The organism is Halorubrum tibetense, from assembly GCF_042661865.1.
GTDB classification, from domain to species: Archaea; Halobacteriota; Halobacteria; order Halobacteriales; family Haloferacaceae; genus Halorubrum; species Halorubrum tibetense.
This window is the reverse complement of sequence record NZ_JBHSWW010000279.1, coordinates 1-3,140: the sequence shown is the minus strand read 5'-3', so window position 1 is coordinate 3,140 and position 3,140 is coordinate 1. Positions and strand designations below refer to the sequence as shown.

At 62.0% G+C, this 3,140-nt stretch carries 7 protein-coding genes and 1 pseudogene; 1 reads left to right on the top strand and 7 read right to left on the bottom strand.

Annotated features, from left to right (window positions below):
• The first annotated feature begins 118 nt into the window (after positions 1-118).
• The gene (locus tag ACFQEU_RS13630) at positions 119-415 is read left to right on the top strand and encodes a chorismate mutase (protein WP_379783035.1); all 297 of its coding nucleotides are present in this window, start codon (positions 119-121) and stop codon (positions 413-415) included.
• Between the two features lie 27 nt (positions 416-442).
• On the opposite strand, the gene ACFQEU_RS13625 is transcribed toward ACFQEU_RS13630, so the two are convergent.
• The 7 genes and pseudogenes from ACFQEU_RS13625 to ACFQEU_RS13595 all read right to left on the bottom strand — a co-directional run.
• The gene (locus ACFQEU_RS13625; RefSeq protein WP_379783033.1) at positions 443-724 is read right to left on the bottom strand and encodes a type II toxin-antitoxin system RelE family toxin; all 282 of its coding nucleotides are present in this window, start codon (positions 722-724) and stop codon (positions 443-445) included.
• Positions 717-989: a ribbon-helix-helix domain-containing protein gene (locus ACFQEU_RS13620; protein WP_379783031.1), complete on the bottom strand. Its 273-nt coding sequence runs from the start codon at positions 987-989 to the stop codon at positions 717-719. Before ACFQEU_RS13620 ends, ACFQEU_RS13625 begins: the two co-directional genes overlap by 8 nt.
• 297 nt (positions 990-1,286) lie before the next feature.
• The gene (locus tag ACFQEU_RS13615; RefSeq protein ID WP_379783029.1) at positions 1,287-1,673 is read right to left on the bottom strand and encodes a PIN domain-containing protein; all 387 of its coding nucleotides are present in this window, start codon (positions 1,671-1,673) and stop codon (positions 1,287-1,289) included.
• Positions 1,670-1,915 (bottom strand): AbrB/MazE/SpoVT family DNA-binding domain-containing protein, encoded by a 246-nt coding sequence (locus ACFQEU_RS13610; RefSeq protein WP_379783027.1) that lies wholly within the window; start codon positions 1,913-1,915, stop codon positions 1,670-1,672. Before ACFQEU_RS13610 ends, ACFQEU_RS13615 begins: the two co-directional genes overlap by 4 nt.
• A 94-nt stretch (positions 1,916-2,009) precedes the next feature.
• Entirely contained in the window at positions 2,010-2,285 is a 276-nt protein-coding gene (locus ACFQEU_RS13605) for a hypothetical protein (protein ID WP_379783025.1), read from the bottom strand.
• Positions 2,286-2,482: 197 nt separating this feature from the next.
• The gene (locus ACFQEU_RS13600) at positions 2,483-2,860 is read right to left on the bottom strand and encodes a DUF5811 family protein (RefSeq protein ID WP_379783023.1); all 378 of its coding nucleotides are present in this window, start codon (positions 2,858-2,860) and stop codon (positions 2,483-2,485) included.
• A 67-nt stretch (positions 2,861-2,927) separates the two neighbouring features.
• Positions 2,928-3,140, bottom strand: a pseudogene (locus ACFQEU_RS13595) (pyruvoyl-dependent arginine decarboxylase); the annotation flags it as partial.

Below are 3,140 nucleotides of genomic sequence, written 5' to 3'. Positions count from 1 at the left end.
ACGCCGGGGGACCCCGACGCCGACCTCGACGCGCTCGCGGACCGCTGGGGAGAGCGGCCCGGCACGCTGCGACGGACGACGACCCGAAACGACGGCGCGACCATTACTGAGACCACCAATGAGCACTGACACACCCAACCCCGAGGAGATGAGCCTCGACGAGCTCCGCCAAGAGATCGAGGACATCGACCGCGAGATCGTCGAACTGATCGCCCGCCGGACCTACGTCGCCGACACGGTCGCCGCCGTGAAGGCGGAGCGTGATCTCCCGACTACGGACGAAGGCCAAGAGGAACGCGTGATGGAACGTGCCGGGGCGAACGCCGAGCGGTTCGATGTCGACGCGAACCTCGTGAAAGCGATCTTCCGGCTACTGATCGAGTTGAACAAGGTAGAGCAACGCGAATCGCGGTGAATCCGTCGTATCCCGAGACGTTCCACTTCAGGGAAACTCGTCGTAAATAGACGACCGGTGCCCGACCGCGCCGACCTGCACCACTCGTGTTTCACGGTCGAATCGCGCGATAACTCGGTAGTCACCGACCCGTAACGACTGCCACGGTTTCGCGCCGGTCAGCGGCTTGGCGAAGTCCGGTGGCTCGCGGAACTCGTCCGAAATCACGCCATCGAGCTTGTCGAGAACTCGCTGTTGGGTTTCATCGTCGAGAGAACCGAGTCCGTCGGCTGCTCGGTCGGATAGCTCCCATGTCCATGCTTCACTCATCCGTACCGAAGCGTTCGCGGGCTTCCTCCGCGCTCACCGTCTCGCCCTCCTCGAACTGTCGTTCGCTCTCCAGTAGGTCTTCGAGTGCCCGCTTCGAGAGCCGAGTTCCGTACACCGCGTCTCGTAAGGCTTCGCGCATGAACTCTGACCGCGAGTTGTACCCCTGTTCCTGCCACTGTTCGTCGAGGTCCGCGAGGAATCTCTTCGGAAGCCGAAGGTTGACCTTCTCGTCGTTCCCGTCGGCAGTCGTATCCGACTGTGCCATATTTTGTAGTACGCACGTACTACACAAGAAGCTTCGGCCAGCGCTGGCGCTCCTCTAATAGAATGTCCGGTCCAACATCGAAGATAGCGGCAATCGGTGCAGAATCTGTGACATCAGTCGACTACCTGAACAAGGTAGAGCAAAGAGAGAGTCGGTAGGGGGAGAACGGCTATTACGTGACTTCTATCCGCGTATTAGTGGACGAGGGTGTCGATTTTCGCCCCACCGTCCGAATTTTGGACTCGGTGAGCAGCCGGAAGATTCGATCGAGTCCGTCGCACACGTGGTCATGACGGGTTACTCTTCGTGGGTCGGCTCCAGTGGGACCCGTTCGACTTCGATCTCTTCGTAGTCTTTCTCGGAAGAGAGTACGCCCATCCCACGCGTTTCCGCTGTCGCTGCGTGGAAGGCGTCAAACGGCGTCATTCCCTCGTCGTAGTAGTTGACGGCTTTCAACACGATCTGTTTCTCCTCCTCGTTTTGTACAGGAACGAGTTCAAGCAGGTTCGCCACCAGCGGAACGTAGTCGAACTCGTGACGCTCCCGGGCGAGGAGGAGTTCGAGATACGAGAACGGCGACGTTTCGACGTTGTACTCGACGAGGACATCCTCTGCGGAGCTCTGTAACCAGTCGGTATCTTTGGCGAGTGCGAGCAGGAAATCCGTCTCGACGTACACCGTCATCCGTCCCCGCCGGCTTCCTCAGCTTCGTCTTTGGCCGCCGCCTCGATGTCCTCTCGGATCTCCTCGACAGATGCATTTTGAAGTTCGCCTGCTGCCTCGCGGACAGCAGCGAGCGGGTCGTCCGCTACCGGAATCAGCTCGATTCTGTCCTCGTACATGACGATGTGATACTTCTGGCCGTACTTCTCGCGCACCTCTTTCGGGATGTACAGCCGCCCCTGCCCGTCCGTCTCTGTTGACATAACTGGCACTATGTTACCATGGATAAAGAATCCTACCACCAAAATCCGATTAGTGGTGTTTGACGGGACGTTTCAGTAGCTTGTATGGTGGATTTCATCCATTTGAACAAGGTGGAGCAACGAGAGAGCCGGTAGCTCGATCGAGACGGCGCCACGCTTCGTCGGACGTTTCGCTCCACTCCCCGGCGAGCGCCTCCGCACGCTCGGAAGCCTCCCGATTGGCGGCTGCTAGCTCGTCGTCGTCCGGGCGGGCGGACTCCACCTCAACGGCGACGACGGTTACGCGCTTGTTCGCGTACTCGGTGCCGAGGTAGACGCGGCCCCGGTCGTCCGTCTCGTTCGTTTTGAGGTCCGTTGCGTCGACCTTCATCCGGGAACGGTACGAATCCACCGCGCGTAGTTTTACCCACTATTACCCATGGATTCCGTAGAAGGGACAGGAGATAGTATGTATTTCAGCGACCTAAACGACGAGATGCACCGAGAGAACCGTTAGCCGTCTCACGATCGGAGATGGTGTCGAGCGCCGTCCCGGCATCCCCCTACCGAGTGCTCACAGGCCGACGGTCACTTCGCGGTCGGCGTCACGTCGCCGACGGCGTCCATGACCTGTAGCGCGGCGCTGGCGGCGAGGCCGCGAGCGACCTCGTCGGCGTCGGCGTCGGCGATCCCGGCCTCAAGCTCGTCGCTGTCGGGGGCGAACCCGGCGGAAACGGGATGACCGGCGGGCGGGTTGACGGCGACAGTCGCCTGGGGGCCGTCGGCCCCGACCGAGAGCTCCGAACCGACGGCGTAGCTGTCCGGGAGGTACGATTCGGTGCGCGAGACGATCCCGGCGACCGTCCGCCTGAGACGCCGTTCCTGTTCCGGGGAGAGATCGACGGGCGCGGGCTCGCCCGCGTTCGTTACGCCCGGCGGACCGGCGTACGGGTTATTGCCGTTCATCGAAGACACGTGCCGTACGCGGAGCTGATTCAAAAAGGCGTCGGCGATGACAGTGCTGCGAGGCGGTTCAGAGGACGGGCTCCGACCGACCGTACGCCGCGATCGTCACTGCGGTCGTGTAGCGGTCGGGCGTCGCCGGCGCGGCCTCGACGTGGACCGAGCGGTCGGTGAGCTCCCACTCGCGCAGGTCCGCACCCGCGTCCAGTCCCGCGTGGATCCGGTCGCGAACGTCGTCGGCGTCCTCGCCGGTGACCTCATAGAAGAGGCCGGGGCCCGGACC

Excerpts from the sequence above, each read along its gene's own strand:
- ACFQEU_RS13615 (WP_379783029.1), bottom strand. The coding sequence starts at position 1,673 with ATGACGGTGTACGTCGAGACGGATTTCCTGCTCGCACTCGCCAAAGAT.
- ACFQEU_RS13600 (WP_379783023.1), bottom strand. The coding sequence starts at position 2,860 with ATGAACGGCAATAACCCGTACGCCGGTCCGCCGGGCGTAACGAACGCG.
- ACFQEU_RS13605 (WP_379783025.1), bottom strand. The coding sequence starts at position 2,285 with ATGAAGGTCGACGCAACGGACCTCAAAACGAACGAGACGGACGACCGG.
- ACFQEU_RS13620 (WP_379783031.1), bottom strand. The coding sequence starts at position 989 with ATGGCACAGTCGGATACGACTGCCGACGGGAACGACGAGAAGGTCAAC.
- ACFQEU_RS13625 (WP_379783033.1), bottom strand. The coding sequence starts at position 724 with ATGAGTGAAGCATGGACATGGGAGCTATCCGACCGAGCAGCCGACGGA.
- ACFQEU_RS13630 (WP_379783035.1), top strand. The coding sequence starts at position 119 with ATGAGCACTGACACACCCAACCCCGAGGAGATGAGCCTCGACGAGCTC.
- ACFQEU_RS13610 (WP_379783027.1), bottom strand. The coding sequence starts at position 1,915 with ATGTCAACAGAGACGGACGGGCAGGGGCGGCTGTACATCCCGAAAGAG.